A 24,234-nucleotide genomic window follows, 5' to 3' on the forward strand; every position below is an offset into this window, starting at 1 on the left:
CCCCTAACCAAACAGACATTAAATGTATGTAATAGAATGTATTGTAGCGGGTATGGCAGCCTTAACGGTTGCTTTTTTCCAATACGGCAGGGCAAAAGGCAGGTCGGTACAGGGCCTGCTTTTTGCCTTTCTGCGTTTTCTGTCTGTATTTGCACTCGTACTGCTATTGCTCAATCCCGAAGTACGGACCACCACCTCACAACAGGAAAAGGCCACTCTTGCCGTACTGACCGACAACTCCTCCTCCATCGCTTTCCTCGGGCAACAGCAGACCGCAGAAGAACTTGTCAGCAATATCCGGCAGCACACTGCACTACGGGAAAAGCTCAATGTCGATTTCTATACCTTCGGACCTGGCCTGCAGCACGGAGATTCCCTGGGTTTTGACCTGCCGCGGACCGATATCGGCAATGCACTGGCTTCTCTGAAAGATATTTACAGGGGTAAAAATACCGCCGTATTATTACTCACCGACGGCAACCGGACCTACGGAGAAGATTATACCTATACTTCCCGTCAATACCCTTTTCCCGTATTCCCGGTAACCATAGGGGATACCACTACCTATGACGACCTCAGCATCAGCCGGCTCAATGTAAACCGCTATGCCTATTTCCGGAATAAGTTTCCGGTGGAGATACTGTTGCGGTATGACGGTGAAAAGGAAGTGACTTCCCGTTTTACGATCTCTTCCGGCCAACGCACCCTCTTTTCAAAAAGGGTCCGCTTCTCGCCGGAAAAAAAATCAGAGATCATCGAGACCTATCTCGATGCGGACAGCAAGGGGATCCTGACGTATAAAGCAGGTATCAGCCCCCTGGAGAATGAAAAGAATACCCGGAACAACACCAAAGAATTCGGTATTGAGGTTATCGATGAAAAAACCGGGGTTCTCATCGTTTCCGGCATATCACATCCCGATCTCGGAGCATTGAAACGGAGTATAGAAAGCAATGAGGAGCGCGAAGTGACCTTGTCCGGGCCTGATATCGATCCGGCCAGGCTCAACGATTATCAGCTCATCATACTCTACCAGCCCTCTTCCGCTTTCGATGCCGTTTTCAAACAGCTTGAACAGGCGCCCGGCAATACGTTTATTATCGCCGGTGAAGACACCGACTGGAATTTCCTGAACAAGGTACAATCTGCCTTCTCCCATGAAAGCAGTATGCTGACCGAAGAAGTACAGGGCAGCTTTAATACTTTTTTTACTGCCTTTACCGCGGAAGATCCCGGTTTCGGGCACTACCCTCCCCTGCTGGTATCTTTCGGCGATGTCAATATCAACACCTCATATGAAACCCTGCTCCATCAAAAGGTAAAAGGCACGGAGACCGACATCCCCCTGCTGTTCATCCTGGAAAAAGACCGGAAGCGGCAGGCCGTACTGCTCGGGGAGAATTTGTGGAAGTGGAGAATGCAGGACTACCGGGAGAACGGCAATTTCGAAAAGTTCGACACGTTTACGGGAAAACTGGTGTTCTTCCTGGCTTCCGACAAAAAGAGAGACCGGCTGGAAACCGAATACGAAACACTTTACGATGGCAGCAGGCCGGTCGTGATCACCGCACAGTACTTCGACAGGAATTATGTCTTTAATCCCGATGCTGCTCTCAGGCTGGAAATATCTGCCAGAGACACCTCGCTTCGGAAAACCTATCCCATGCTGCTCCGAAACAATTATTACCAGGCCGACCTCAGCGATCTGGAAGCGGGAAAATACAGCTTTACCGTGCAGGTAGAGGGAGAACAACTGAAAAGGTCGGGAGAATTCAGCATACTCCGGTTCGATGTGGAACAGCAACACACCAGTGCCAACGTCAATGGCTTGCAGAAACTGGCCGTTCAGTCCGGCGGTAAACTGCTGTACCCCGACACCCTCGACAGTATATACCCTTTTCTTACGGAGAGCCCCGAGTTTAAGCCGGTCCGGAAAACCAGCCAGAAAAGCGTGCCGCTCATTCACTGGAAGATACTGCTTTTTATCATCATCGCATGTCTTTCCGCCGAGTGGTTTTTACGCAAATACAGGGGGTTGACATGATTTGTGATAAATCCAAAATAAATACTAACTAAAAATCAATATACAGACATGGACAGGCTATCAAAAATCGGACTTCCGTTAATTCTCGGAGCTGTTTTATTCATCATCATAATCACAAAATCAACCATAACCATCGGTTCGGGAGAGGCCGGTGTACTGTACCGTACTTTCGGAGGAGGAGTGGTTACCGACCAGCCCCCTATGGGAGAAGGGTTTCACTTCGTAATGCCCTGGAACAAGGTTTTTGTGTATGAAGTGAGGCAGCAGGAACTTTCCGAAAAAATGCTCGTACTGTCTTCCAACGGACTCGAAATAGGTGTAGACGCCACCGCCTGGCATCAACCCTTTTACAATAAACTGGGAGCATTACACCGGGAAAAGGGAGAACAGTATATCGACCGTGTTATCCGCCCCGCCATACGCTCGGCGGTTCGCAGCGTAGTAGGCAGGTATACCCCGGAACAGCTATACTCTTCAAAAAGGGATGCCATTCAGAACGAAATCCATGAGGAAACAAAAAGGATACTGGACGAGCAATATGTACAGCTCAATGAAATACTGGTAAAAGACATCACACTGCCCGCCACCATAAAAACAGCCATAGAGACCAAACTGCGGCAGGAACAGGAATCGCTGGAATACGAATTCCGGCTGGAAAAGGCAGAGAAAGAAGCAGAACGCCAGCGTATCGAAGCCGAAGGAAAAGCCAATGCGAACCGTATCCTCAATGCATCGCTCTCCGACCAGATCCTCAGGGAAAAGGGAATACAGGCCACCATAGAATTGTCAAAATCGGAAAATGCCAAGGTCATTGTCATAGGTTCCGGAAAAGACGGCATGCCTATCATACTGGGGAACCAATGATCACCCGGTATTGTTTCCCGGTGATATGAACAACCAGATAACAAAATCCGTAAATTTGAACGGACAAAACATCTAAGCCATGATCTCCAAAGAAACGCTTGATTTTCTCAAAACACTCAAAAACAACAATCAGCGCGATTGGTTCAACGAGCACAAAAAACAGTTCAGGACCGCAGAGGCAGAAGTAAAGCATTTTGCCGATGCCCTGTTCGCCATACTGCGGACGCATGACGATGTAGACCGGGTAAAGCTTTTCAGAATATACAGGGATGTGCGCTTTTCCGCTGACAAGCAACCTTACAAAACCCATTTCGGAATGACTTTTCACCGCCAGAAGCCGAAATTCAGGGGAGGATATTACCTGCATATAGAGCCCGGAAATTCGTTTATTGCCACCGGTTTCTGGAATCCCGAAAAAGAAGACCTGAACCGTATTCGCAAAGAATTTGAGGCGGATGACTCCGAAATGCGGAAAATTGTGAACGACAAAAAGTTTCAGGCCGTCTGGGGGCTGTTAAAAGGTGATGAAGTGAAAACGGCCCCCAAGGGCTTCAGCAAAGATCATCCGGCCATAGACCTTATACGGAAGAAACAGTTCATCTTCACCAGGAACTTTACGGATAAGGAAGTCCTCGACCCCGAATTTGCGGAAAAAGCAGACCGGTCTTTTCGCGCCATACGCTCCTATTTCGATTATATGAGCGATGTGCTCACGACCGACCTGAACGGGGTTTCCCTGTTGTGAACCGAAATTCACCCTTAAAATCCGGCGGGTAAAAACTAAATTCCCTTTCCGCTGAAAAATACAACTGCAATTTTTATATTTGCCAATATAAGCCGCCCCGCACAAGGGGCGAAAAATTCCGGCACCACTGCCGGGGCATTTTTAACCTCAGATGGTGATTTAAGTTTTTTCTATGGAACAATTTATAGTTTCGGCACGCAAGTACCGCCCGCAGACCTTTAAGGATGTAGTGGGGCAACAGGCTATTACCAATACCCTGCTCAATGCCATAGAAAACAATCACCTGGCCCAGGCCCTGTTGTTCTGCGGACCGCGTGGTGTGGGAAAAACCACCTGTGCCCGTATCCTCGCCAAAAAGATCAATGAAGACGGAGTGGAAAACCCGGAAGAGGATTTTGCCTTTAATATTTTTGAGCTGGATGCCGCTTCCAACAACTCGGTAGACGATATCCGCAACCTCATCGACCAGGTCCGTATCCCTCCGCAATCCGGTAAATACAAGGTGTATATCATAGACGAGGTCCACATGCTTTCACAGGCAGCGTTCAACGCTTTTCTGAAAACCCTCGAGGAACCGCCAAGGCATGCCATTTTTATCCTTGCCACTACCGAAAAGCACAAGATCATTCCCACCATTCTCTCCAGGTGCCAGATATTCGACTTTAAGCGTATTACCGTAAAGGACGCTGCCGAATACCTCAGGTACATCGCAGAAAACCAGGGGATAGAAGCTGATGACGACGCGCTTCACATCATCGCACAGAAGGCAGATGGTGCCATGCGCGATGCCCTGTCCATTTTCGACCGGGTGGTGAGCTTTTCGGGAAAGCAACTGACGCGCCAGGCAGTTACCGAGAACCTCAACGTGCTGGACTACGACACCTATTTCAGGGCTACCGACCTTATTCTGACCAATAATATCCCCCAGCTCCTGATCGATTTTAACGAAACACTCGCAAGGGGATTTGACGGGCATCATTTTATCGCAGGGCTGGCATCGCATTTCAGAGACCTGATGGTCTGTAAGAACGAAGCCACGATACCACTTCTCGAAGTGGGAAGCGAGGCCCGGCAACGCTACCTGGAGCAGTCCAGGAAAACTTCGGTCCCCTTCCTGATGCACGGTATCGAACTTGCCAACACCTGCGACCTCAGCTACAAGACGAGTAAAAACCAGAGACTCCTCGTAGAGCTCTGCCTCATGCAACTGGCCTCCATCACTTTCGATGGAGAAAAAAAAAACTATAAGCAGTTCATAATATCCCCGCAGTATTTTAAACAACGGGAAAACGGGGAAATCAAAAAGGCAGGCCCGGACGCAACAATCGGAATACAGCAGCCTGCTCCGGCCGTCAGCCTCAAAGAAAAGCGATCCGCAACCGAAGTGTCCGCAGCGGCAGAGTCCGAAGACAATAAATACACTCCGGAACCGGTATCGCAAGCCTATCCCCATCCGGCAGAAGAGCTTGCAGGTGAGGTACCACAACCACAAAAAACCACGGCCGGACTGGATATCAGGAAAAAGCACGTTTCCGGCCTGTCGCTTTCCAGTATACGTACCAAAAAGGAATTGGAAAAGAACCGAAAGGAAACAGTTGTCGACGAATCTGCCCTCCCCCGGGAAAGCTTTACGGAAGAGGAAATGAGAAAGTCATGGGACCATTATATCGAAGAAATGAACAGGAAGGGAAAGAAGATCATCGCTTCCAACCTGGCTACCGACCGCCCGAAACTGAAAGAGGACAATACCATATGGATAGAACTGCCCAACGACACCATGAAAAAGGAGGTGGAACGGGAACAGTTCCCCTTGATGGAATTCCTGAAAAACGAACTGAAAAACCATTTTATCCGGCTCCAGGTAACGGTCAACGAAAAAACAGAGCGGAAATATGCCTTTACCCCTCATGAAAAATATATAAAGTTTGTAGAGGCCAATCCGCTGATGGATACCCTCAGAAAAGAATTCGATCTCGATATATGATAAATTGCCGGAAGTCCGAAGTCGGGAGTTGTCATCCAGACCGGAGGGAAGGATCTATACCCGGGCACAAAGGAACTTCAGTGCAACTAACAACTACGAACTAATAAACTATAACCTCATATATGACCTTCGTTAAAACCACCGAACAGGACTCTGATTACCGGGATCTGGAAAAGATGCCGGTAGCGGAGATCCTGAAGAATATAAACAGGGAAGACCGTTCGGTGCCCCTGGCTGTGGAAAAGGCCATCCCCCGGATAGAGGCCCTTGTATCACAGATCGTTCCGAGGTTGCGGGACGGCGGGCGACTGTTTTATATAGGGGCAGGTACCAGTGGCCGGCTCGGGATACTCGACGCTTCGGAATGCCCGCCCACTTTCGGCGTTTCCGACCAGCTGGTCACAGGCCTTATCGCCGGGGGTGACAAAGCCATACGAAAAGCCGTGGAATTTGCAGAAGACGACCGCAACCAGGCCTGGAAAGACCTGCAACAACACGACATCAATTCCCGCGACGTCGTTGTCGGTATTGCAGCTTCAGGAACTACGCCCTATGTTATCGGCGGGCTGGAAGCGTGCAATAAGGCCGGTATAGCTACGGGGTGTATTACCTGTAATGCCGGAAGCCCCCTGGCCGAAGCCGCCCGATTTCCCGTAGTGGCCGTAGTAGGGCCCGAATTCCTCACCGGGAGTTCCCGCATGAAGGCAGGTACGGCCCAGAAGCTGATCCTCAATATGATCTCGACGGCCACCATGATACAGCTGGGTCGCGTTAAAGGCAACAAAATGGTGGATATGCAGCTCAGCAATACCAAACTCGTGGATCGCGGCATACGCATGCTTATGGAGACCCTGGAGATTACTGCCGAAAAAGCAACGGCCCTGCTGGAAAAGCACAGCAATGTGAGAAGTGCCATAAAAGCATATCGCCATGAAAAACAATAATGAAAAACAGAACACCGTGAGAAGAACAGACCGGGAACTATTCTTTAAAAGCCTTAAATACTTCGCCTATACCCTGATCCTGATGTTTACGGCCCCCACCATCATTTACCAGGCCTTTAAAAACCAGGACCACTTCCTCTACTGGCCCGTACTGATCGTCGGGCTGCTCGCGGCCATAGGCGCCATAGGCATGGCCTTCTTCAGCCTGCGCACCATGATGAGGTCCTTTTTCGGCGATTAAGCCCTGCCCCCGGATCATCATTCCGGAAGCAGGTTAGCATACGTAGATCGTTTTCCGTATATCCGATCCCTATTCTTTCTTAAGTACCGTAAATTCTATCGATGATGAATTATACACCCTATGGGTCTGCTTCTGGAAATCTTTCTCTTCGGCGTAAAAAATATTGTCTACATAAGTCTGCGGGTTCAGGTCGATAAGCGGAAACCAGGTGCTCTGTACCTGCACCTGTATCTTATGTCCCTTTTTAAAAGTGTGGAAAACATCCTGCAGCTTTACGTTTACCGGGGTTACCTCACCGGGTACAAAGGGCTCGGGTTTTTCAAAACTGTTCCGGAAACGGCCGCGCATCACTTCACTCCGTACCATCATGTGGTAATTGCTCATTTTCAGGTAATCCTGGGTTTCCTCATAATCTTCGGCATCGGGAGGAAATACGTCGATCACCTTGACGATCCAGTCGGCATCGGTACCGGTAGTAGACACCTGCAGTTTTGCCAGGATATCCCCCGCCAGGGTCATGTCTTCCTCCAGCACTTGCGTCTCAAAGACCAGCACATCAGGCCTCCGGGCAGCAAAACGCTGGTCATCGGTCATATATTTCCTGGGGGTAAACACCACTTTAATATCCTCCGAATACGGGACGGGTTTTTTAGGGTCACTGACAAATTCCCGGTATGAAAACTCCATGGTCATCACCTGCGACAGGTTTTGATTTCTCCCCATTCCGTATGACTCCTTAGTTGTGTTTTCGGGTGGCCAGGTGTCGAACTTCTGCCATTCGCACTTCCCGGTATCATACATATAGGCTTCCGGCAAACCGGAGTTCCCGTCTCCGCTGTCCTTCAGGAAATGGTCGAAAAACGGGGTTTCAATCTCTTCCTGGTAGAATGCGGATATATCATCCCCGAAATACACATTGCCGATGGCCTGCCGCTTGTTGAGCCGTATCCAGTCGCCATGACTCCAGGGGCCCATCACTATGGAGTGATAGTTATCACTGCTCTTCATGGCCTTATAGGTCTCCAGAGGGCCGTACAGGTCCTCCGCATCAAACCAGCCTCCTACAACCATCACCGCAGGCTCTATGTCCCTGACGTGCTGGATAATGCCCCGGGACTGCCAGAATTCATCGTAATTCGGATGGTCTTTCAGCTGCTGCCAGAATACGTTGTCCTCCTTAAAATACTGGTCCAGGTTAGACAACGGCCCCACATCGAGAAAAAACTGGTACTGGTCCTGGGTTCCCAGGTCCGGCAATTCGTACCAGGCATCCGTAGTCGGTTTGTCTTTCATATGCCCGAACAGGGGTGTTACCCTCCAGTAGCTCAGCATATATGCCCCATTGTGATGAAAATCGTCAAAGAAGAAATCACCTATGGGCGCCTGTGGCGATACGGCCTTAAGCGCGGGATGCGGGTCGAGAAGGCTGTAAGTGGAATAGAAGCCGGGGTATGATCCTCCCCATACACCTACTCTTCCGTTGTTGTTCGGCACATTTTTTACCAGCCAGTCTATGGTGTCATAGGTATCGGAAGCCTCGTCGGTCTGTTTCCTTTTTTTCTTCGGGATATAGGCCCTCATGTTATCGTATACCCCTTCGCTGTTCCAGCGCCCCCTTACATCCTGGTATACGATAATATATCCCTCCTTCATCATGGTTTCGTTAGGCCCTATCTTGGAGCGGTACTGATCCTCTCCATAAGGTGCACAGCTATACGGAGTACGCTGCATGATTATGGGATACTCCCCGGATTTGTCCTTCGGACTATAGATCGTGGTATGCAGTTTAATGCCATCTCTCATGGTAATGGCTACTTCCTGCTTGTCGTAATGTGCCTTTACATCGTATTCCTGTGCTACACAGGCGATAAAGACAAATAAGGCAAAAAACAAAACGGAAAATCTCTTCATTATCAGTAGTTTTATTCGTGTAAGACATTTAGCCGGAAGCTGCTGCTCCGCAACAATACATGCATTGCAAAAGCCCGGAAACCACTCCGGGCCGGCGCGGAGTACGGCAATACTCCCTGATTACGTAAATATAACAAAAAAAGCACGGTAAATACCGCACTCTTTCTGTTTCATTAAAAGGAGTTCTTATTGAACACTTTCGGCACCGGACTTTAACCAGTTGTAATAGGTGTCGGTGTCGGAATATTGCTGCGGAGCCCCCAGTAATTCCATCTCCGGCGTCATAATGATATAATAGGGCTGGGAGGCGGTCTGAAAGTTTATGGCCTGGAAAGTAGCCCATTTTTCTCCTATGGTACGGATCTTCTTGACCCTTCCCGACTCCATCTGGAAATTGAACTGCTTGTCTTCGGGAAGCTCCTTGCGGTCGTCCACATAGAGCGAGATAAGCACATAGTTGTCCCGGAGCTGTTCGTATACTTTGGGAACACTCCATACGTTCTCCTCCATCTTCCGGCAGTTCACACAGGCCCATCCCGTAAAATCGAGCAGGATGGGTTTATTGTTGGCCCTTGCGTATTCCAGTCCCTCATCAAAATCCTTAAAACAGTTAAGCCCCAGCGGGCAATCACTTTCCTGTTGCTTTACGCTGTAGAAGGCCGGCGGGGGAAACCCACTCAAAAGTTTGAGATTATTCCCGAAGATCCCGCTAACCAGGTAAACCACAAAAGCCGCAGAGAGTATCGCAGTACTTATCCTCAGAAAACCGAGCTTCTTTAAGGGCCCGTCGTGGGGGAACCTGATCTTCCCGAAAAGGTATAAGGCCATAAGCGCAAAGATCACGACCCATATCCCCAGGAATATTTCTCTTTTGAAGATCCCCCAATGCTGCACCAGGTCGGCATTGGAAAGGAATTTGAAGGCCAGGGCCAGTTCCAGGAAACCAAGCACTACCTTTACCGTGGTCATCCACCCCCCGGAACGCGGCAGGGAATTCAGCCAGTTGGGAAACAGGGCAAACAAGGCAAACGGCAGGGCCAGGGCAAAACCGAAACCGGTAATCCCCGCGGTGAGTTGCATGGCTCCGCCTTCGGCAGTCAGCGACCCTACCAGCAGCGACCCCAGAATAGGGCCCGTACAGGAAAAAGACACTATGGCCAGGGTGAGCGCCATGAAAAAGATCCCGATCACACCTCCGGCCCCGGAAGCGGAATCCATCTTATTGCCCCATGAACTGGGAAGGGTAAGCTCGTAATAGCCGAAAAAGGAGAAAGCGAAAAACACAAAGATCACAAAGAACGCCACATTCAGCCAGACATTGGTCGAAATGGTATTCAGTATTTCAGGATCTATGGAGTCCAGAAAATGAAACGGCAGGCTGAGCAATACATAAATGAGCACGATAAAAGCGCCGTACAGCACCGCATTGGTCACTCCTTTCTTCCGGTTTCCCGAATGTTTGGTAAAAAACGATACCGTAAGCGGGATCATGGGAAAAACACAAGGGGTGAGCAATGCGATCAGCCCCCCGAGAAAACCTATGGCAAAAATACTCAACAGCCCCGCATTCTGATCGTGCCGCTGATCAGACTCCAGCAGTAATTCCGCATTTTTAAGATCCAGTTTCAGCTTTTCCGAAAGCTGTGCACTCTTATCGTCGACTTCCAGCTGTTTTACTTCCGCCTTTCCGCCGTCCAGGGAAAATGCCAGGTCGGCATCAGAGAATATACAGCTCTTGTCGTCACAGGCCTGGTACTCCACCAGTCCCTGTATGGCGGACAGTTCCGGATTGAGCAGGGTGATCTTTTGTCTGAATACGGCTTCCCTGTCAAAAAAGGAAAGTTCCATCTCGAAGATATTGTCGTATTCCGTATGCGCCTCACTCTCCACGATCTCCCCTTCCAGCTTAAAATCCTCTCCCTCTCCTTCAAAAGTAAAAGAAGTGGGAATAGGCCCCCCTTCGGGGATATCGGTCGTATAGAGGTGCCAGTTTTCGACTATCGATGCCTTCATGACCAGCTCGTATTCCGCGTCCGATATTTTTTCTACGGACGTCGACCAGCTCACCTGTTCTCCCTGGGCAGAAAGCAGCTGTGAAAAGATGGTAAATAAAAATACGGTTAAAACAGGAAAAAGTTTTTTCATCCCTCTTGAAATTAGAATATTTAATTAGTGTTGGTCTTCTCTATATTATCCAGGCCGGTATATGCCGGTTCCACACATTCCGATCCGGCTTATAACCATTGTTTTAACTATCGCACAACACAACCCGGAGTATATTTCCGGTATCCGGCGCTACCTTGAAACGATCGTCCAGCCGGTGTCCTACTATCCATACGATATCCTTTCCCGAGCACAACAGCCAGGTATCTTCCTTATCGAATACCGAAAACCTCTCATCCTTAAAGAACTTGCTCACTTTCTTTCGGTTAGTCATCCCCAGCGGATAAAAGTAATCCCCTTTTTCCCATTTCCTCAAAACGAGCGGGTACTTTAACTTATCTTTATCAATCATTGCCGTATTCGCCGACGATTTTCCGGTAGCTTCTCCCTCGAGAAACTGCAGGTGGACCGGGGTAAAGATCTCCCTGGTCCCCGGTGGGATCTCGTACTGTCGTTTTTCTCTCTCTTTTTGTGGGGTTATGATCAGCTCCTCCCTGTTTTTCAGCATGACATACTTGTCCGAAACAATGAATTTTCCGGACATGGCATACAGAAGCTTGCGTATTTCATCGACCGGAAAATCAAATTCCCTGAAAAGGTAGTACAGGTAGGTTTCCTTCGGGTCGAGGGCCTTGAGATCATCGACGGCAACCGTCCACCGTTCCCCCTTCCTGAAAAACACCCGGTCTCTCACTGCGTCCATATGTCCTTCCAGTATCTGCTCACACTCCCGCAGGTGCCGCTGGGTACGGCCGAACTGTTCCAGGAACCCCTGCGAAAGCTGTTTCAGCTCCGGCACTACCCGGTGCCTTATCCTGTTTCTCAGGTATTTGGTATCCGCATTGCTGCCGTCTTCCCGCCATGTCCATCCGTTTTCCTGCAAATAACCGAAAAGCTGTTCCCTTGAAAACGGAAGGAGCGGCCTTGCGATCTTTCCGTTTACTGCCGGGATCCCGGCCAGTCCCTCTATTCCCGTACCCCTTGAAAGGTTGATCAGGAAGGTTTCCAGCATATCGTCGGCATGATGGGCAGTGAGCAGGTAATCGTACCCTTCGGCATCCAGCACTTTTCCGAACCAGTCATAGCGCAGTTCCCGGGCTGCGATCTGTATCGATATTCCCCGGGCCGCCGCATATTCCTCCGTCCGGAACGAGGTGGTAAAAACCGGTACGCCGAGTTCTTCCGCCAATGCCCTTACAAAATCTTCGTCCCCGTTACTGTCCTCTCCCCTGAGATGAAAGTTACAATGTACCAGAGCCATCTTCAGCCCTGCCGTATGGCACAACCTCGCCAGGACCACACTGTCGATGCCCCCGCTGACGGCCACCAACAGCCCCGCCTCTTCCAGAAAAGGAAAACTGTTTCTGATATGCTCCTTAAACCATGCTAACATCCGGCTAAAATAATAGTTCTCGGCAAAAGTCAAAAATAAACAGATCGAAGCAAAGGAATGTAAACATTGTTACATTAGGGTATTTTGTCCGCTACAGGTCGGTGGCTTCGGTACATTCCGACCGGAAGCCGGAACACTCATCCTCCTTAAGGCGTCGTTTTAAACTCGCAGAAAATACAAAACGACCGAACCAAGGTAGCTGAATGCCGGAGCAAAGCGATCGGTGTATCGAAGTCACAACTAAGAACTAAAAAACTACGAACTAAGAACTAAAAAACCACATCACTCCTCCAGCACGCTGCGCAGGGCCCTCGCCTTGACCATACACTCCTCGTATTCCCGCCCGGCATCAGACGCTCCCGTAATGGCCCCTCCCACACTGAAAGACACGTAGCCGGCAGAGGCATTGTAAAGTATGCTGCGTATCACCACATTAAGGTCAAAATCACCGGAAGGAGAAAAATATCCGACCGCCCCGCTGTATACCCCTCTCCTGGTCTCCTCGAGCGACTCGATGATCTTCATGGCCGATATTTTCGGGGCGCCGGTCATGCTCCCCATGGGAAAAGTAGTCCGTATAATATCTACCGAAGCTGTGTTGTCATCCACTTCCGAAGTTACCGTGGAGATCAGCTGGTGTACCTGTTCGAACGTATATACCCCGCATAGTTCCTCTACCCGTACGCTTCCCTTTTTTGCGGTAACAGACAGGTCGTTGCGCACCAGGTCCACGATCATAATGTTTTCCGAGCGTTCCTTGGGGGTGTTTACCAGGCGGTCCTTCAGTTCCGCATCTTCCCCCGGAGAGGCTGCCCGCCCCGAGGTCCCTTTTATGGGCTGGGAGATCACCGTATTGCCTTCCCTTTTCAGGTAGCGCTCCGGGGAGGCCGACAGCACATACCTGTCTTCCAGTTTCAGGTAACAGGCAAAAGGCGGCCTCGAAATGGCATTGAGCCTCGAAAAAACACACAGGGGATCTATTTCTGCGCGATCGGCATAAAATTCCTGGCAAAAATTAACCTCGTAGACATCTCCCCGGTGAATATGTTCCAGCAGGCGGTTGACCTTATTCTCATATACCTCCTCCGGAATACGCGCTTTTATCTTTCCTGCCCCGGGCGACGGACTATGCCGTTCGGAGTGCACCCCTTCACAGATGGCCCTGAAATCGTCCCCGATCTCGTCGTCTACCATGGGCATATACGAAAACCTGGCCTTGTTCCCTTCTATAAAAACAAGTTTTTTGGGCTGAAAAAAATAGAGATCCGGAAACCCCAGGTGGTCGGGATTGGCAGACTGCAGCATTTCCACATCGTTCTTCAGGTCGTAGGCCAGGTACCCGAATATCCAGTCGGCCGTAACCTGCCGGTACTCCTTCAGATCGTCGAAGGCGCAATAGTAATCGGTTTTTATGGCCGTGAGGGCGTCCACGGCCAGGACAGCGTCGAAAGAAGCGTATAAATGACGGTAGCTGTTGCTGTCCAGCCATATAACCTCGTTGTATTGTTGTGCCCAATCCAGTATCTTTTCCTTAAAGTTTTCCTCCTCCTCCAGGGAGAATATGACTTCGGTTCGCCGCATTCCTCAGGTTTAGAAAATAAGAATGTTACAAATTTAACAAATACTTTAAGAAAGATAAACCGGTAAAAAGAAAATATTTTGTAGTATTGCAATGTGAAAACAGGTACTGGGGACGACATTTCTGATCTCCTCATTATTTTAGTTGAAAATAAAATGCAAAACACTCACAACATATCTGCTTCAGTTTTCCTGAGACTTCCGGTTTCAGCGATCCGTCCTGTTGTGCGTCGTACTCCCCGTCGCCCGTAAGGGTGTACTTCTAATTCTGGAACTTAGGTGAGTCCGGTTCCCCTCTCAAAGAAATCTTTACTGATTTTTTCAACCAAGAAAAAGTGAAATGGACATTGTTATTGCTGACAAGTCGCATATCAGATATGCCTCTCTTATCTGTGATACCATAGAAGCCTCCGCAAAAGTAAGGGGTACGGGTATTGCCAAGAGAACCCCGGAATACATTATCTCCAAAATAGAGAACGGCAATGCGGTTATTGCCCTGGAAGGAGACAAGTTTGCCGGATTCTGCTATATCGAAGCCTGGGGACACGAAAAATTCGTGGCCAACTCCGGGCTGATCGTACATCCCGATTTCAGGAATATGGGACTGGCCAAAAAAATTAAAAAAACCATCTTCGACCATTCCAGGCAAAAGTATCCCGATGCCAAGATCTTCGGGATCACGACCGGCCTGGCCGTCATGAAGATCAATTACGAACTGGGATACCGGCCCGTTACCTTTTCGGAGCTCACGGACGACCCCACCTTCTGGAAAGGATGCCAAACCTGTAAGAATTACGATATCCTGCAACGGACACAACAGAAAATGTGCCTTTGTACCGGCATGATGTATGACCCGGAGGAAAAGGAAAAGGCCGAAGAGAAGCACCCGTATAACAGCAAGGTACTCCAAAGGTTGAAAAACATAAAACAGAACCTCTTTCTGAAAAACAAAAAACCTTCCAAAGACTCCGTAATCCCCCTGGAAGAAGGTTATATCAGCTTGAAGAAGGTCATGAACAAATTAAAAGGAAATAATAAATAATTGTGTCAATGCCTGCGTAAACCGGCGCATTGCCGGATTTACCGGCTTGCAAATTAAAACAACAGATTAACAATGAAAAAACTCGTTTTGGCCTACAGTGGCGGACTGGACACTTCCTATTGTGCCAAATACCTGTCTCAGGAAAAGGGATATGAAGTACATGCCGTAAGTGTGAATACCGGTGGGTTTACCGCGGAAGAGAAAAAGGAGATCGAAGAAAAAGCCGTGAAACTGGGCGTAGCCAGCTACACCAATATCGAGGCCAGGGATACTTTCTACAAGGACGTGGTAAAATACCTCATCTTTGGCAATATCCTCAAAAACAACACTTACCCGCTCTCGGTCAGTGCCGAAAGGATCGTTCAGGCGATAGAAATTGTAAACTACGCCAAAAAGATCGGGGCGCAATATATTGCACATGGCAGTACCGGTGCCGGTAACGACCAGGTGCGGTTCGACATGATCTTCCAGATCCTGGCCCCGGAAATAGAGATCATAACGCCCATCCGCGACGAACAGCTCGCCCGGCAGGACGAAATTGCATACCTGCAAAAAAACGGGGTCGACATGTCGTGGGAAAAGGCGAAATACTCCATCAACCGCGGCTTGTGGGGCACCAGTGTAGGCGGCGAGGAAACCCTTACCTCCCACCGGTCACTCCCCGAAGAAGCCTATCCGAGCCAGCTTGAAAAAGAAGGTTCCCGGCAGGTAAAACTGAGCTTCCGGAAAGGTGAACTCGTAGCCATAGACGACAAGGAAGATACCCCGGTAAACAATATAGAACTCCTGAACAGCATAGCTTCTGCCTATGCCATAGGGCGTGACATACATGTAGGGGATACCATTATCGGGATCAAGGGAAGGGTTGGTTTTGAAGCCGCTGCCCCCCTGGTCATTATAAAGGCCCACCATACCCTCGAAAAACACGTCCTTACCAAATGGCAGCAACACCACAAGGAATACCTGGCCAACTGGTACGGAATGCTGTTGCACGAAGGGCAGTACCTGGACGAAGTGATGCGAAACATAGAAACGTTCCTCGCCGACACGCAAAAAAATGTTACCGGCGATGTATTTGTCACCCTTGCTCCCTACCGCTTTGTGATAGACGGCATACAATCGGAGCACGACCTGATGAACGCTTCCTTCGGCAGCTATGGAGAAATGAACAAAGGCTGGACCGCAGAAGATGCCAAAGGGTTTATCAAGCTCAACGCCAATCAGAACAAGATCTATCACCACGTCAATCAAAACAGTTCAGAGTTATGAGTTATGGGTTCAAATCATAAACTACAAACTACGAAATGGCCGAAAGTCCGGAGTCGGAAGTTGTCATCCAGACCGAAGTGCCTGTCGGACCAGGCGGGAGTTTTGCTCAGAATGACAATAACAGACTAAGAACTAACAAACTAAACTACTATGATACAAGCAGGAATAATCGGAGGGGCCGGATATACGGCAGGAGAATTAATACGATTGCTACTGCATCACCCTGCCGCAGCGCTAAATTTTGTCTACAGCACCTCCAATGCCGGAAACCTCCTGAGCGATGTCCACCAGGACCTTCAGGGAGATACAGACAAGCGGTTTACCGGGGAGATCAACCCGGATGTGGATGTCCTTTTCCTTTGCCTCGGGCACGGAAACTCCAGGAGCTTCCTGGAAAAGCACACTTTTTCAGAAAAAACCAGTATTATCGACCTCAGCAATGATTTCAGGCTTTCCCCGGATGCCGATTTCGGGGGAATGCACTTCGTATACGGTTTGCCGGAACTCCACAAGTCAGAAATTGAGAATGCACAGTATATCGCCAATCCCGGGTGTTTTGCCACGGCCGTTCAGCTGGCCCTGCTCCCGCTGGCACAACACGGTCTGCTGCAGCAGGACGTTCATATCACCGCCGTAACCGGGGCAACCGGGGCAGGTACCTCGCTGTCACCTACCTCTCACTTTCCCTGGAGGGATAATAATTTCTCCTATTACAAACCCTTTGCACACCAACATCTCGGGGAAATAGAACAGAGCATTACCGGGCTGCAGGGCAGTTTCGCCAAAAAAATAAGGTTTATGCCCTATCGCGGTGATTTTCCGAGGGGGATCTTTGCCACGGCATATACGGCATTTGACGGGGATATCGGAAAAGCAGAAGAACTCTATGAGGATTTTTATAAAAATGCGGCCTTCACCCATGTCAGCGACAGGCAATTACACCTCAAGCAGGTGGTCAATACCAACAAATGCCTTATCCACCTGCAGAAACACGACGATCAATTGCTGGTGACTTCCATCATCGACAACCTGACCAAGGGGGCTTCCGGACAGGCCATACACAATATGAACCTGGTATTCGGACTTGAAGAAACCCTCGGGCTCGGGTTAAAGGCATCCTATTTCTAATTTATCAACACGTCATAAAGTAAACCCATGAAAATAGCCATCATAGGAAGCGGAAACCTCGGGCTTTCCATAGCCAAAGGACTCCTTGTCAGCAATTCGGTAACCACCCTTTACCTGACCAAAAGGAACCCCCGGGCCATTAAAAGCTGGGAAGACTACGGCAATGTTACCGTTACTTCCGACAACCGGGAAGCCGTACGACAATCGGATATCCTGATCTTTGCAGTACAACCCGGGCAATTCGGGGGAATACTTGAAGAGATCAGGGACCTGCTGAACGAAAAACACGTCCTTATTTCCACCATTACCGGGTTTAAGATAAAAAAGATAGAATCCGTCGTCGGCCGGGACCAGTATATCATACGCAGCATGCCCAATACGGCCATCTCCGTGGGAAAATCGATGACCTGTATCTGCAGCAACGAAAAGGGCAGGCAACGGACAGACCTGGCCAAAGCCATTTTCAACAAACTGGGCACCTCTATCGAGATCCCGGAAGAACAGATGCGTGCCGCCACGGTAATCTGTGCCAGCGGTATCGCGTTCTGGATGCGCCTTATCCGCGCTACTACCCAGGGGGCCATACAACTCGGGTTCGACGCCAGGGAAGCACAGGAGCTGGCCATGCACACCTGCATGGGGGCCGCTACCCTGCTCGTGGAATCGGGCCATCATCCGGAAGAAGAGATCGACCGGGTAACCACCCCTAAAGGATGCACCATAGAAGGGCTCAACGAGATGGAACACAGCGGACTGAGTTCTTCCCTGATCAAGGGTATTGTGGCCTCGTTCAACAAGATAAACCAGATCGCAGATCTGTAATTGTATAGATGTGAGATTATAGATTTTAGATATGAGATGTAGTTTAAAATCTAAAATCTCACGTCTAAAATCTCATATCTAAAACCTATAAAAAAATGAAACTATTTGACGTTTACCCATTATACGATGTTACTCCCGTCAGGGGAAAGGATGTATATGTATACGATACCGAAGGGACCCCCTACCTGGACCTCTATGGCGGGCATGCCGTTATTTCCATAGGGCATTCGCACCCGGAATATGTCGCCGCAATTTCGGAACAGGTAAAAAAGCTGGGGTTTTATTCCAATGCCATACAAAATCCGCTGCAGGTGGAACTGGCTGACAAGCTCGGCGCCCTTTCCGGGTGTGATGATTACCAGCTATTTCTGTGCAATTCCGGGGCCGAAGCCAATGAAAATGCGTTAAAACTCGCCTCTTTTCACACCGGAAAATCCCGCGTTATCGCCTTTAACAACGCTTTCCACGGACGGACCTCCGCAGCGGTTGCTGCTACCGACAACAAGAATATAAATGCTCCTATCAATGTACAGCACCAGGTGACTTTCCTGGAACTCGGCGATACCAAAAGCCTGGAACAGGAATTGCAAAAAGGCGATGTATGTGCCGTAATCGTAGAATTTATCCAGGGCGTAGGCGGGCTCGACGAGGCCACTGCCGATTTTTATGAAGAAACCGGCCGCCTGTGCAAGGTGCACAACACTGTTTTTATCGCAGACGAAATACAGTGCGGCTATGGACGGACAGGAGATTTCTTCGCCTTCCGGAAATACGAAGTGACCCCGGATATCATCTCTACGGCCAAGGGTATGGGGAACGGCTTTCCGGTAGCGGGTATTCTTATCCATCCTTCCATTCCTGCAAAATACGGTATGCTCGGAACCACCTTCGGCGGGAATCACCTGGCCTGTGCCGCAGCCATCGCCGTACTGGATGTATTAAAAAAAGAAAAACTCATGGAAAACGCCCGGGAAATCTCTGCCTATTTTATCGAAAAAGCACAGCGTATCCCGCAAATAAGGAAAATAAAAGGAAGAGGGCTTATGCTGGGGATAGAGCTGGACTTCGAGGTAGGCGAACTCCGGAAAAAACTGATTTACGACCATCACATCTTTACCGGCGGAAGCAGCAACAAAAAACTGTTGCGGATCCTGCCCCCGCTCACCGTGAAAAAAGAGCATATCGATACCTTTTTCGAGGCATTAAATACGTAGAGACGCAAAATTTTGCGCATCCACATATCAATTTTGCGTCTCTACCGCATACCACACAACATATAAAATAAAAAAACAAGATGAAACATTACCTGACCACAGACGACATAGACAGTGTCCCGGAAATCATCACAGAAGCCATCGCATTAAAAAAAGACCCTTACCGGTTCGAGCAGCTGGGAAAACGCCGGACCCTGGGGATGTTGTTCTTTAATTCCAGTCTGCGTACCCGCCTGAGCACACAAAAAGCGGCAATGCAACTGGGGATGCAGGTCATGGTCATGAATTTTGCGGGCGAAGCATGGTCGCTGGAGTTTGAAGACGGCAGTATCATGAACGGTTCCACCTCCGAGCATATTAAAGAGGCCGCGGCCGTGGTTTCGCAATACTGCGATATTATAGCGGTCAGGGCATTCCCCACACTTACCGACAAGGAAAAGGATGAGGAAGAGTACGTATTGAATAGTTTTCAGAAATACGCCTCGGTACCCATTGTAAACATGGAAAGCGCCACGGCACACCCGTTACAGGCACTCACGGACGCCATTACCATCACCGAACTGAAAACCATAGAGAAACCCAAAGTAGTGCTCTCCTGGGCGCCACATCCCAAGGCACTACCCCATGCGGTAGCCAATTCCTTTACCTCCATGATGCAGAAAATGGATGTGGAATTTGCCATTACTCATCCCGTAGGATATGAGCTGAACCCGGAAGTTACGGGAAATACCCCGATAATATACGACCAGGACGAAGCTCTGAAAGACGCCGATTTCGTCTATGTCAAAAACTGGAGCTCGTATAAGGATTACGGCAAGGTGCTCCACTCCGATCCGGCATGGAAGATCACCGCGGAAAAAATGGCACTGACCAACAACGGGAAATTCATGCACTGCCTACCGGTAAGAAGGAATGTCATTGTGGATGATGCCGTGCTGGACAGCCCGCAATCGGCAGTAATCCGGCAGGCCAATAACCGGACATTTGCAGCACAGATCGTCCTGAAACATATATTGCAATCCCTGTAAAAACCAAAAAATGAAACCCGAATTATCCGTAGTCAAAATAGGTGGCAACATTATAGAAAACGAGTCGGCCTTAGGTGATTTTCTCAACGATTTTGCCGCCATGAAAGGGAATAAGATCCTTGTTCACGGCGGGGGAAGGACCGCAACACGTATTGCCGGGCAGCTGGGTATACCGGCACAAATGACAGGCGGAAGGCGGATTACCACCAGGGAAACGCTCGATGTTATTGTCATGGTGTATGGCGGGCTTACCAACAAGAATATCGTGGCCCGGCTGCAAGGCCTGGACTGCAATGCCATAGGGCTGTCCGGTGCAGACGGCAATACGATCACCTCCGGTAAAAGGCCGGTAAAGGATGTCGATTACGGGTTTGCCGGGGATATCCGCGAGGTAAACGGTAAAGCTGTAAAAGCATTGCTGGAAAGCGGCATGACCCCTGTTTTCTGCGCCATAACACACGATGGAAAAGGCCAGCTGCTCAATACCAATGCCGATACCATAGCCTCGGAAGTAGCCATAGGCATGAGCGAACATTTCGAAACCTCGCTGTATTACTGTTTTGAGAAAAAGGGCGTACTCCGCAACGTGGAAGATGACAACTCGGTCATTCCCCATATCGATACGGAATCTTATAAACAGTTGCTGGAAACCCGTGTTATTGCCGACGGTATGCTGCCGAAAATGCACAACTGCTTTAATGCCCTGCAACGGCATGTGGGCAAGGTACATATCGGCCTGCCGGGCATGATCGCCGGGAAAGAAGACCTGTTTACCACACTGACGTTATAACGCGGAGTAACTGCAAAGATGATCTCACTAAAAGATATAAATGAAATTAACATGACAGACCAACTCACACCATCAGCCATTGCCCTTTTAAAACAACTGATCGGTACTCCTTCCTTTTCGTCGGAAGAAGACAGGACGGCGGCGCTCATAGAAAGCTGGCTGGAATCGCATGGTATTCCCTATCAGCGAAAGGACAATAACGTATATGCCTTTAACAAATATTTCGGGGAAGGAAAGCCCACACTGCTGCTCAACTCCCACCACGATACCGTAAGGCCCAACAGCGCTTATACCAAAGACCCTTTTGACGCACATATCGAAGACGGGAAACTGTTCGGGCTGGGAAGCAACGACGCAGGAGGGTGCCTGGTGTCGCTGCTGGCAACTTTCGTCCATTTTTACGACAAGCCCCTCAATTACAACCTGGTCATCGTGGCCTCGGCAGAGGAGGAAAGTTCCGGGGACAAAGGGCTGAACAGCATGATTCCCGTACTGCCGCACATCGATGTGGCCATTGTGGGAGAACCTACCCTGATGCAACTGGCCGTTGCGGAAAAAGGGCTCGTCGTTTTCGACGCCGTGGTTAAAGGTACTCCCAGCCATGCCGCACATCCCAACGACAACAATTCCATTTACAACACCATCAGGGTACTGGAATGGTTCCGCGATTACCGGTTTGAAAAAGTCTCCGATGCCCTGGGCGAAGTAAAGATGACAGTGACCCAGATCAATGCCGGCAAGCAGCACAATGTCGTTCCGGCGGAGACCGGCCTGGTGATCGATGTACGGGTAAACGACAGGTATACCAACCGGGAAATTGCAGACCTGCTGCAGGCACAATCGCCCTGTGATATTATTACGCCCCGGTCGTTACGCCTCAATTCATCCTCCATTCCGGAAGATCATCCCCTCGTACAGGCCGGGATTGCCCTGGGCAGGGAAACATACGGTTCCCCCACCCTTTCAGACCAGGCCGTGCTGACGTGCCCGTCCCTGAAATTAGGCCCCGGAGACTCGACACGATCGCATTCGGCCGACGAGTTTATTTATGTGCGGGAGATCGAGGAAGGGATCCGGTTATATGTTCAATTGTTGGAAAAAGTATTGTAGAGTTAATAGGTTATTGAGTTATTTAGTCGACGTACAATAATCTTATTTAAACCGTATATTTAAACCCTAACTGATGTTAATTTACAAAACATTAAATTATGGGTTATCAAACTTTTGAAGACTTGGAGGTGTGGAAATTAGCACGGCAGCTCAAAAAGGATATCCGGAAATTAACCCGTGAATTTCCTGCAGAGGAAAAATACAGGCTTACAGACCAGGTGATCCGTAGCAGCAGATCAATAGGTTCAAATATTTCTGAGGGTTTTGGAAGATTTCATTATAAAGAAAATTCAAAGTTCTGCCGCAATGCAAGAGGAAGTCTGATGGAAACCCTGAGTCATTTGATAGACGCATTTGATGAAGAATATATAAATGAACAAACCCTATCCAGATATAAAATACAGATACTGCACTGTAACAAGGTTCTCAATGGTTATATTGCCTACCTTAACAAACGCAGTATGGATAATCAGTAGTATCGTTATCAGGTTATCGAAGGCAATCCCAATAACTTAATAACCCAATAACCCAATAACCCAATAACTTAATAACTTAATAACCAATGAAACTCTGGGACAAAGGCTTTAGCACCGACAAGAAAATAGATCACTTTACCGTAGGAAACGACAGGGAACTCGACCTGCTTCTGGCGAAATACGATGTTATCGCATCTGCGGCACATGCCCGTATGCTGGGCAAGATCGGTTTGCTTACCGAAGAAGAGGTTACGCAACTGACCGGGGAACTCGATCGTATAGGAGAAGATATCGAGGCCGGTACATTTACCATAGAAGACAGCTTCGAAGACATGCATTCCAGGATCGAGTACCTGCTCATTCAGAAGCTGGGCGATACGGGAAAAAAAATACATACGGCACGTTCCCGGAACGACCAGGTACTGGTAGCCATGCACCTCTACCTGAAAAACGAATTACAGGAGATCAGACAGGACACTGTGGCCCTGTTTAACCTGTTAATGGAACTGGCCGGGAAATACAGCGGTATACTCCTCCCCGGCTATACTCATTTACAGATTGCCATGCCTTCCTCCTTCGGGCTCTGGTTTTCCGCCTATGCAGAAAGCCTGATAGACGATCTGTACTTTATCGATGCTGCCTATAAAGTAGCCGACCAGAACCCGCTCGGAAGTGCGGCAGGTTACGGGAGTTCCTTTCCCATAGACCGTACTTACACTACGAAAGAACTCGGTTTCGGTACGATGAAATACAATGTAGTCGCCGCACAGATGGGGCGGGGCAAAGTGGAAAAGAGTACTGCATTCGGACTGGCAGGTATAGCAGCCACCTTATCCAAAATGGCTATGGATGTATGCCTTTACATGAGCCAGAATTTCAATTTTGTCTCCTTCCCTGACGAACTCACTACCGGAAGCAGTATCATGCCCCATAAGAAGAACCCGGACGTTTTTGAACTTATCCGCGGAAAGTGCAACAAGATACAGGCCGTACCCAACCAGCTCACCCTTATCACCAACAACCTCCCCAGCGGATATCACCGCGACCTGCAACTGGTCAAGGAAGTAATCGTACCCGCTATACAGGACCTGAAAGCCTGCCTGGAGATGGCTGCATTTACACTGAAAGATATCCGTGTCAACAAAGGTATTCTCGAAGATCCGAGATACGACTATCTCTTTAGTGTAGATACCCTGAACGAACTGGTACAATCGGGCATGCCCTTCCGCGACGCCTATAAGAAGATGGGGATGGAGATCGCCAACGGAAATTTCAAACCGAAAAAGGATATTCATCATACCCATGAAGGGAGCCTGGGGAACCTCTGCCTGGATGCGATCAGGAAGAAAATGGACCAGGTATGAGCAAAAACAAAGCCTGATAAGCTTTTATCCCCTTAAATTTATTTGATATATTTGGTCTTTAAATCAGAAAAGCATTCCGGCATTGCCCGACATAGTACGTTTCGGCACAAGTTCCGGATCGTTT

The 24,234-nt window shown here is 49.1% G+C and carries 20 protein-coding genes; 16 read left to right on the plus strand and 4 right to left on the minus strand.

Annotated features, from left to right (window positions below; genetic code table 11):
* The first annotated feature begins 22 nt into the window (after positions 1-22).
* The 6 genes from DN748_RS04985 (at position 23) to DN748_RS05010 (ending at position 6,822) form a co-directional block, all read left to right on the plus strand.
* Positions 23-2,044, plus strand: coding sequence for a VWA domain-containing protein (locus DN748_RS04985; protein ID WP_112370667.1), 2,022 nt, complete (start codon positions 23-25; stop codon positions 2,042-2,044).
* A 48-nt stretch (positions 2,045-2,092) separates the two neighbouring features.
* A complete protein-coding gene (locus DN748_RS04990) occupies positions 2,093-2,908 on the plus strand; it encodes a prohibitin family protein (RefSeq protein ID WP_112370668.1) in 816 nt (271 codons plus the stop codon).
* A gap of 79 nt (positions 2,909-2,987) precedes the next feature.
* Positions 2,988-3,653 (plus strand): DUF2461 domain-containing protein, encoded by a 666-nt coding sequence (locus DN748_RS04995; RefSeq protein WP_112370670.1) that lies wholly within the window; start codon positions 2,988-2,990, stop codon positions 3,651-3,653.
* Between the two features lie 172 nt (positions 3,654-3,825).
* A complete protein-coding gene (locus DN748_RS05000) occupies positions 3,826-5,637 on the plus strand; it encodes a DNA polymerase III subunit gamma/tau (RefSeq protein ID WP_112370671.1) in 1,812 nt (603 codons plus the stop codon).
* Between the two features lie 122 nt (positions 5,638-5,759).
* Positions 5,760-6,581, plus strand: a complete 822-nt coding sequence (murQ, locus tag DN748_RS05005) for an N-acetylmuramic acid 6-phosphate etherase (protein ID WP_112370672.1) — start codon at positions 5,760-5,762, stop codon at positions 6,579-6,581.
* A complete protein-coding gene (locus DN748_RS05010; RefSeq protein ID WP_112370673.1) occupies positions 6,568-6,822 on the plus strand; it encodes a DUF6095 family protein in 255 nt (84 codons plus the stop codon). The genes murQ and DN748_RS05010 overlap by 14 nt, the downstream gene beginning before the upstream one ends.
* Positions 6,823-6,891: 69 nt before the next feature.
* On the opposite strand, the gene DN748_RS05015 is transcribed toward DN748_RS05010, so the two are convergent.
* The 4 genes from DN748_RS05015 to DN748_RS05030 all read right to left on the minus strand — a co-directional run bounded on the left by DN748_RS05015 (position 6,892) and on the right by DN748_RS05030 (position 13,870).
* The gene (locus tag DN748_RS05015) at positions 6,892-8,733 is read right to left on the minus strand and encodes a CocE/NonD family hydrolase (protein ID WP_112370674.1); all 1,842 of its coding nucleotides are present in this window, start codon (positions 8,731-8,733) and stop codon (positions 6,892-6,894) included.
* A 186-nt stretch (positions 8,734-8,919) separates the two neighbouring features.
* On the minus strand, positions 8,920-10,878 hold the full coding sequence (locus DN748_RS05020; protein ID WP_112370676.1) for a protein-disulfide reductase DsbD family protein: 1,959 nt from the start codon (positions 10,876-10,878) through the stop codon (positions 8,920-8,922).
* A 103-nt stretch (positions 10,879-10,981) separates the two neighbouring features.
* Complete coding sequence (tilS, locus tag DN748_RS05025) at positions 10,982-12,289, minus strand: tRNA lysidine(34) synthetase TilS (RefSeq protein WP_146746559.1); 1,308 nt, start codon at positions 12,287-12,289, stop codon at positions 10,982-10,984.
* A gap of 282 nt (positions 12,290-12,571) precedes the next feature.
* On the minus strand, positions 12,572-13,870 hold the full coding sequence (locus tag DN748_RS05030; protein WP_112370678.1) for an anthranilate synthase component I family protein: 1,299 nt from the start codon (positions 13,868-13,870) through the stop codon (positions 12,572-12,574).
* 337 nt (positions 13,871-14,207) lie between these two features.
* Here DN748_RS05030 and DN748_RS05035 point away from each other — a divergent pair, with 337 nt between their 5' ends.
* From DN748_RS05035 to argH, 10 genes are all read left to right on the plus strand, one after another.
* The gene (locus DN748_RS05035; protein ID WP_112370679.1) at positions 14,208-14,909 is read left to right on the plus strand and encodes a GNAT family N-acetyltransferase; all 702 of its coding nucleotides are present in this window, start codon (positions 14,208-14,210) and stop codon (positions 14,907-14,909) included.
* 72 nt (positions 14,910-14,981) lie between these two features.
* Positions 14,982-16,178, plus strand: a complete 1,197-nt coding sequence (gene argG, locus DN748_RS05040; RefSeq protein ID WP_112370680.1) for an argininosuccinate synthase — start codon at positions 14,982-14,984, stop codon at positions 16,176-16,178.
* Between the two features lie 150 nt (positions 16,179-16,328).
* Positions 16,329-17,306: an N-acetyl-gamma-glutamyl-phosphate reductase gene (argC, locus tag DN748_RS05045; protein ID WP_112370681.1), complete on the plus strand. Its 978-nt coding sequence runs from the start codon at positions 16,329-16,331 to the stop codon at positions 17,304-17,306.
* 27 nt (positions 17,307-17,333) lie between these two features.
* Entirely contained in the window at positions 17,334-18,128 is a 795-nt protein-coding gene (proC, locus tag DN748_RS05050) for a pyrroline-5-carboxylate reductase (RefSeq protein ID WP_112370682.1), read from the plus strand.
* Between the two features lie 95 nt (positions 18,129-18,223).
* Positions 18,224-19,342 (plus strand): aspartate aminotransferase family protein, encoded by a 1,119-nt coding sequence (locus tag DN748_RS05055; protein ID WP_112370683.1) that lies wholly within the window; start codon positions 18,224-18,226, stop codon positions 19,340-19,342.
* An 80-nt stretch (positions 19,343-19,422) separates the two neighbouring features.
* Positions 19,423-20,370 (plus strand): N-acetylornithine carbamoyltransferase, encoded by a 948-nt coding sequence (locus tag DN748_RS05060; RefSeq protein ID WP_112370684.1) that lies wholly within the window; start codon positions 19,423-19,425, stop codon positions 20,368-20,370.
* A gap of 10 nt (positions 20,371-20,380) precedes the next feature.
* Entirely contained in the window at positions 20,381-21,160 is a 780-nt protein-coding gene (argB, locus tag DN748_RS05065) for an acetylglutamate kinase (protein ID WP_112370685.1), read from the plus strand.
* Positions 21,161-21,211: 51 nt separating this feature from the next.
* Positions 21,212-22,270, plus strand: coding sequence for a M20 family metallo-hydrolase (locus DN748_RS05070; RefSeq protein ID WP_201741429.1), 1,059 nt, complete (start codon positions 21,212-21,214; stop codon positions 22,268-22,270).
* Positions 22,271-22,368: 98 nt separating this feature from the next.
* Positions 22,369-22,746, plus strand: coding sequence for a four helix bundle protein (locus tag DN748_RS05075; protein ID WP_112370686.1), 378 nt, complete (start codon positions 22,369-22,371; stop codon positions 22,744-22,746).
* An 86-nt stretch (positions 22,747-22,832) separates the two neighbouring features.
* Entirely contained in the window at positions 22,833-24,110 is a 1,278-nt protein-coding gene (gene argH, locus DN748_RS05080; RefSeq protein ID WP_112370687.1) for an argininosuccinate lyase, read from the plus strand.
* Positions 24,111-24,234: the final 124 nt, after the last annotated feature.

It is taken from the genome of Sinomicrobium soli, assembly GCF_003285545.1.
GTDB lineage: Bacteria > Bacteroidota > Bacteroidia > Flavobacteriales > Flavobacteriaceae > Sinomicrobium.